Source organism: Staphylococcus petrasii (assembly GCF_002902565.1).
In the GTDB taxonomy this organism is placed as follows: domain Bacteria; phylum Bacillota; class Bacilli; order Staphylococcales; family Staphylococcaceae; genus Staphylococcus; species Staphylococcus petrasii.
Map to the genome: position 1 here is coordinate 1 of NZ_PPRC01000064.1, position 5,849 is coordinate 5,849.

General features: G+C 33.4%; 6 protein-coding genes. 3 read left to right on the forward strand and 3 right to left on the reverse strand.

Going from position 1 to position 5,849, the window contains the following annotated elements; translation table 11 throughout:
• Positions 1-103 precede the first annotated feature (103 nt).
• Positions 104-517 (forward strand): universal stress protein, encoded by a 414-nt coding sequence (locus CD127_RS09880; protein WP_103366592.1) that lies wholly within the window; start codon positions 104-106, stop codon positions 515-517.
• 122 nt (positions 518-639) lie between these two features.
• On the opposite strand, the gene CD127_RS09885 is transcribed toward CD127_RS09880, so the two are convergent.
• Complete coding sequence (locus CD127_RS09885) at positions 640-1,329, reverse strand: metal-dependent hydrolase (RefSeq protein WP_103366593.1); 690 nt, start codon at positions 1,327-1,329, stop codon at positions 640-642.
• A 219-nt stretch (positions 1,330-1,548) separates the two neighbouring features.
• Here CD127_RS09885 and CD127_RS09890 point away from each other — a divergent pair, with 219 nt between their 5' ends.
• Positions 1,549-2,604 carry a M24 family metallopeptidase gene (locus tag CD127_RS09890; protein ID WP_103366594.1) on the forward strand — a complete coding sequence of 352 codons (1,056 nt, stop codon included), beginning with the start codon at positions 1,549-1,551 and terminating at the stop codon, positions 2,602-2,604.
• 63 nt (positions 2,605-2,667) lie between these two features.
• Here CD127_RS09890 and ald read toward each other — a convergent pair whose 3' ends face one another.
• Positions 2,668-3,789, reverse strand: coding sequence for an alanine dehydrogenase (ald, locus tag CD127_RS09895; protein ID WP_103298531.1), 1,122 nt, complete (start codon positions 3,787-3,789; stop codon positions 2,668-2,670).
• Positions 3,790-3,932: 143 nt separating this feature from the next.
• Here ald and CD127_RS09900 point away from each other — a divergent pair, with 143 nt between their 5' ends.
• The gene (locus CD127_RS09900) at positions 3,933-4,430 is read left to right on the forward strand and encodes a universal stress protein (RefSeq protein ID WP_103366595.1); all 498 of its coding nucleotides are present in this window, start codon (positions 3,933-3,935) and stop codon (positions 4,428-4,430) included.
• Between the two features lie 133 nt (positions 4,431-4,563).
• Here the strand turns inward: CD127_RS09900 and CD127_RS09905 are convergent, their stop codons facing one another.
• Positions 4,564-5,760 (reverse strand): acetate kinase, encoded by a 1,197-nt coding sequence (locus CD127_RS09905; protein ID WP_103366596.1) that lies wholly within the window; start codon positions 5,758-5,760, stop codon positions 4,564-4,566.
• Positions 5,761-5,849: the final 89 nt, after the last annotated feature.

Consider the following 5,849-nt stretch of genomic DNA (forward strand, 5'->3'; position numbering starts at 1 on the left):
TATCATAATAATTTAATGATTATGGTTATTTAATCATTATAAATATATTCATTGGAAAAATTAATTTATATTATATATAATTATATTAAAGGAGGAATGTCCTATGTATAAAAATATATTATTAGGCGTCGACACACATTTAAAAAATGAAAAAGCATTAAAAGAAGTATCTAAATTATCTGGTGAAGATACTGTCGTTACAATCTTTAATGTAATTGGAGAACAAGATGCTCAAGCTTCTATCAAAGCGGGTACACATCTAAATGAACTCACTGATAAACGCAGTGAAGAACTTGAAAAAACTCGTTCTATTTTAGATGACTATGGCATTAGCTATGATCAAATCATCGTGCGAGGTAATCCTAAAGATGAACTTGTGAAACATGCTAACAGTGGTAAATACGAAATCGTTGTATTAAGTAACCGTAAAGCTGAAAGTCAAAAGAAATTTGTACTAGGTAGTGTCAGTCACAAAGTAGCTAAACGTGCAACTATTCCAGTATTAATTGTTAAATGACTATATTTTATAGTAGAAAACTCCTATTATAGAGTGACTTGAAACCTTAATTGTTCACTCATATAATAGGAGTTTTTCAATTTATCGTAAAGTTTTAATACGAACTTTTTTAATGATTTATTTTAAAATTCTACAGCTTCACCAGGTTCTAAAATTTGAACTTCCCCTTCTGTTACTGCATCTTTAAATTCTTGAGGATTTTGTTCGATTAATGAGAAAGTATTGTAGTGGATTGGCACTGAAATTTTAGGTTTAATAAATTCATTAATTGCATAACTAGCATCATCAATACCCATTGTGAAGTTATCACCAATTGGTACGAAACATACATCTACTGGATGGCGTTCTGCAATTAATTTCATATCACTGAATAAGCCTGTATCGCCAGTGTGATAAATTGTTTTACCTTCAGCTTCAATAATCACACCCATTGGCATACCTAAATAAACTGGAATACCATCTTCGTGAGTGAAGCTTGAACTATGGAATGCTTGAACATATTTCACAGTACCGAAATCAAATTTAGCTTTTCCTCCAATATTCATGCCGTGAACATTTTCAACGCCATGATATGTTGAAAGATAACCTTGTAATTCTGCTGAACCGATCACAGTAGCGTGATTACGGTTTGCAAGCTCAACCACATCGCCAAAGTGGTCGGCATGACCATGCGTTAAAATAATATAATCCACATCTAATCTTTGTTCATCTAAATCACATTTATCATTACCAGAAATAAATGGATCTACGATTACTTTTTTTCCGTTCCCTTCGAAATAAATAGTAGATTGACCATGAAATGAAAGTTTCATAATTGATAACCTCCTAATAGCTTGTTAATTGTAGTATACCCTAGGACATAAATTTTATAACACTTTTTATTTAAAATGCGCGTGATAACGTACCTCTATTAGTTCATCTTTTCAAAAAAGCCTAATTTGAGGCTCTTCAAAAATTATTCGATTATTTTGAATTTCTTCTTTAATAGACGTAAAATTAATACCAAAGAACTCAAGGAGGATAATTATTTTATGACAAAAATAGACGAAATTACACAAGCGTTACATAATGAAAATGCTGATGCAGCATGGATTACGACTCCACTCAATGTCTTTTACTTTACAGGTTATAGAAGTGAGCCTCATGAAAGATTGTTAGCAGTATTGATTACTGCCTCAGGTGAGAAGACTCTTTACTGTCCTAAAATGGAAGTTGAAGAAGCGAAAGCCTCATCTTTTGATGGCAAAATCATTGGCTACTTAGATACAGAAAATCCATTTGATATTGAACCTCATACTTTTAACAAGTTATTAATTGAGTGTGAACATTTAACAGTTAAGCGCCAACGCGAACTTACTGAGAACTTTGATGTCACTGAATATGGCGATATCGACCAAACTATTAAAAATTTAAGAAATATTAAGAATAATGATGAAATTAATAATATTAAAGAAGCCGCTAAGTTAGCTGATAAATGTATTGAAATTGGTGTTGATTTCTTAAAAGTTGGCGTTTCAGAACGAGAAGTCGTTAATCATATTGAAAATGAAATTAAAAAGTTTGGCGTAAGTGAAATGAGCTTTGATACAATGGTATTATTCGGCGATCACGCTGCTTCTCCTCACGGCACTCCAGGCGATAGAACTTTAAAAGATAATGAATATGTTTTATTTGATTTAGGCGTTATTTATAATCACTACTGTAGCGATATGACGCGTACGGTGAAATTTGGAACACCTTCAGATAAAGCCCAAGAAATTTATAATATTGTGTTAGAAGCTGAAACTGAAGCAATTCGTTCTATTAAAGCAGGCGTGCCATTAAATGAAATTGATAAAATTGCACGTGATATTATTACAAATGCGGGTTATGGTGAGTACTTCCCTCACCGTCTAGGTCATGGTTTAGGACTTGAAGAACATGAATATCAAGATGTATCAAGTACAAATACTAATAAGTTAGAAGCGGGCATGGTCATTACTATTGAACCAGGTATTTATGTACCAGGAGTAGCTGGTGTTCGTATCGAAGATGACATTTTAGTAACTAAAGATGGTTACGAAATCCTAACTCATTATGAAAAATAATTAAAAAAATCCAGTTGAGATGGACAATATCCTCTCAACTGGATTTTTATTATAATATATCGATTAGTCTTCTTTTAAAGCGTCTTCGATAGTAGTGTATTCTAAATCAAATGCTTCAGCTACACCTTTATGAGTTACATGACCTTTATAAGTGTTTAAACCTAAAGATAATGCATGGTTAGCTTTAAATGCTTCACGGTAACCTTTATTAGCTAATAATTGAGCATATGGTAATGTGGCATTGTTTAAAGCAATTGTAGACGTACGAGGTACAGCACCTGGCATATTAGCTACAGCATAATGAACTACGCCATGTTTAACGTAAGTAGGATCATCATGAGTAGTAATCTTATCAGTAGTTTCAAAGATACCACCTTGGTCGATAGCGATATCAACGATTACTGAACCGTCTTTCATTTGTTTAATCATATCTTCAGTAACTAAGCTTGGCGCTTTAGCACCAGGAATTAGAACGGCACCGATTACTAAATCACTTTGTTTAACTTGTTCTTCAATATTTAATGGGTTAGACATAATAGTGTTTACACGACCATCAAATAAATCTTCTAATTCAGCTAAACGTTTAGGGTTAACGTCTAAGATAGTAACATCTGCACCTAAACCTAAAGCGATTTTAGCAGCATTTGTACCAGCTTGACCGCCACCGATGATAGTTACTTTACCTTTTGGTACTCCAGGTACTCCGCCAAGTAAAATTCCCATTCCGCCATTAATTTTTTGTAAGAATTCAGAACCTACTTGAGCAGACATACGTCCAGCTACTTCACTCATTGGTGTTAATAATGGTAATGAACGGTCAGGTAATTGAACCGTTTCGTATGCAATACCTACTACTTTATTATCAACTAACGCTTGAGTTAATTTTTCTTCATTAGCTAGATGTAAGTATGTGAATAAGATTAATCCTTCTCTGAAGTATTTGTATTCTTCTTCTAATGGTTCTTTAACTTTGATTACCATTTCTACATCCCAAGCTGCAGATTGATCAGATACAATTTGAGCACCTGCTTTTTCATAATCTGCGTCTTCAAAGTATGAACCTGAACCTGCATCTTTTTCAACAAGCACTGTATGTCCTTGTTCAACTAATGCATGTACACCACTTGGTGATAAACCAACTCTGTTTTCGTTATTTTTTATCTCTTTTGGAATACCAATTTTCATTCCATCCACCTCCAACACCATCGTAACGCTAAACAGATGAAAGCGCAATCAGAAAAAGTACACATTATTGTTAAAATATAAATATTAAATATTCTGAAATTTGTGGTAAAATATAAGTAAGAAAAGCTAAGGGGGTTATTAAGATGTTAACTTATAAAAACATTTTAATCGCAGTTGATGGTTCACATGAAGCAGAGTGGGCTTTCAACAAAGCCGTAGACGTAGCTAAACGTAACGACGCCAAATTAACAATTGTAAACATTATTGATTCAAGAACATATTCTTCTTATGAAGTTTATGATGCACAATTCACTGAGAAATCTCGTGGTTTCTCTGCAGAGTTATTAAAAGGTTATCAAGAAGTTGCAACACGTGCAGGAGTAACTAATGTTGAAACACGCTTAGAGTTTGGTTCTCCTAAAGCCATTATCCCTAAAAAATTAGCAAGCGAACTTAAAGTAGATTTAATTATGTGTGGTACTTCAGGTTTAAATGCAGTAGAACGATTTATCGTTGGTTCTGTATCTGAAGCAATTGTACGTCACTCACCTTGTGATGTGTTAGTAGTACGTACTGAAGAAATTCCAGAAGACTTCCATCCAGAAGTTGCTACACCAGAATTCAGACAACAATATTCATAAAATTGAAATCATAATTATAAAGTTAAAGGGTTGCCTCATTTTATAGAGGCACCCTTTTTCTATTTCACCAACATAATTAAAAAAGCCATGATTACATCTTTTAAAGACATAATCATGGCATATTTTTTATATATTATAATTCACCGAATTTTACAGTGTCTCTTGCAATCATAACTTCTTCGTTAGTTGGAATTACAATTACTTTTACAGGTGAATGTGGGTAGTTAATGAATGCTTCTTCGCCACGAATAGCTTCATTTTTCTTAGGATCCCAATAAACACCCATGAATTCTAAACCTTCTAATACTTTAGCACGTACTGTTGATGAGTTTTCACCTACACCAGCAGTGAAGACAATAACGTCTACGCCATGCATTCTTGTAGCATAAGAACCAATGTATTTGTGGATTCTTGAAGCGAATACGTCTAATGCTAATTGAGCACGTTCTTTACCTTCTTCAGCATCGCTTTCAAGGTCACGTAAGTCACTTGAAGTACCTGAGATACCAAGTAAACCAGATTCTTTATTTAATACATTAAGTACTTCATCTGCAGTTTGATCAGTTTTTTGCATAATGAATGGAATTAACGCTGGGTCAATGTTACCAGAACGTGTACCCATTGTTACACCTGCTAATGGTGTGAATCCCATAGAAGTATCGATTGATTCTCCACCATCGATAGCTGCGATTGATGCACCATTACCGATATGACAAGAAATGATACGTAATTCTTCGATTGGTTTATCTAAGATTGCAGCTGCACGTTGTGATACATATTTATGACTTGTACCGTGGAAACCATATTTACGGATACCATAATCTTTATAATATTGATAAGGTAAGCTGTATAAATATGATTGCTCAGGCATAGTTTGGTGGAATGAAGTATCAAATACTGCTACGTGAGGAATATTTGGTAATAATTTTTTGAATGCACGGATACCCATTAAGTTAGCTGGGTTGTGTAAAGGTGCTAATTCACTTAATGATTCAATTTGTTGTTCCACTTCTTCAGTTACTAAAGCTGATTCAGGGAATAATTCACCACCGTGAACAACGCGGTGACCAGTACCAGCGATGTCATTAATGTCATCAATGATACCATGTTTTTTGAAGCTATCTAACATGATGTTAATTGCTTCTTCATGATCTTTAATATCACGAACATCTTTTACTTTTTCACCATTGACTTCAACAGTAAAAATTGAATCTTTAATACCAATACGTTCGATTAATCCTTTAGTAACTAATTCTTCTTCAGGCATTCTAATAAGTTGGAATTTTAAAGAAGAACTACCAGCATTAATCGCTAAAACTAATTTAGACATAAATTATTGTCCTCCAATTTATTAATTAAATATCCATATTTATTTAACCATTAATACAGTTATAATTCAAGAATATGACAGTTTATTTT